The 503-nt window shown below is 65.8% G+C and carries 1 protein-coding gene; it reads right to left on the bottom strand.

The window, feature by feature from the left end; genetic code table 11:
* Window positions 1–94: 94 nt before the first annotated feature.
* On the bottom strand, window positions 95–503 hold a 409-nt coding region (uraD, locus tag AACY52_RS30260), incomplete at its 5' end, for a 2-oxo-4-hydroxy-4-carboxy-5-ureidoimidazoline decarboxylase (RefSeq protein WP_339561371.1).

The following is a 503-nucleotide window of genomic DNA, read 5'->3' as shown; positions in this document are numbered from 1 at the left end:
CCATCTTCTCGCTCGGTCGGTCGCAGCCAGTCCGAACCGCCGAAGCCGAGACAAGCCAGGTCGTGAGCGACCCTCTCCTCATGTCGTTCGAGTGTCATGCCAAATCCTCCAGCCGAAGCCGCACGATCGCGCCGATTTCTGCAATGGCGCTCTCGATCTCCGTGTCGCGATCGTTGCTAAGCCGCCGGCGCATTGCAGCAAGGATGCCCGCCTTGTCGGTGCGCCGGACGCAGATGATGAACGGGAAGCCGAACCGGTCGCGATAGGCGCGGTTCAGCGCATGAAAATCCTCAAATTCGACCGGTGACAGCCGATCAAGCCCGGCCGACGCCTGCTCCGCCGCCGACGCATCGGTCAGCGTCCGGTCGATAGCGGCCTTGCCGGCTAGTTCTGGGTGGGCGCGGATGAGGGCGATCCGATCCTCCGGTGACGCCTTGTCGACGACCGCCATGAGGCCTGCATGGAGATCGCCGAGCGGGAGCCGCTCGGCGGCGCGCTCGACC

It is taken from the genome of Pseudomonas sp. EA_65y_Pfl1_P113, from assembly GCF_963970525.1.
GTDB classification, from domain to species: Bacteria; Pseudomonadota; Gammaproteobacteria; order Pseudomonadales; family Pseudomonadaceae; genus Aquipseudomonas; species Aquipseudomonas tritici.
The sequence above is the reverse complement of the archived record's forward strand: the minus strand, read 5'-3'. Positions and strand labels throughout refer to the sequence as shown.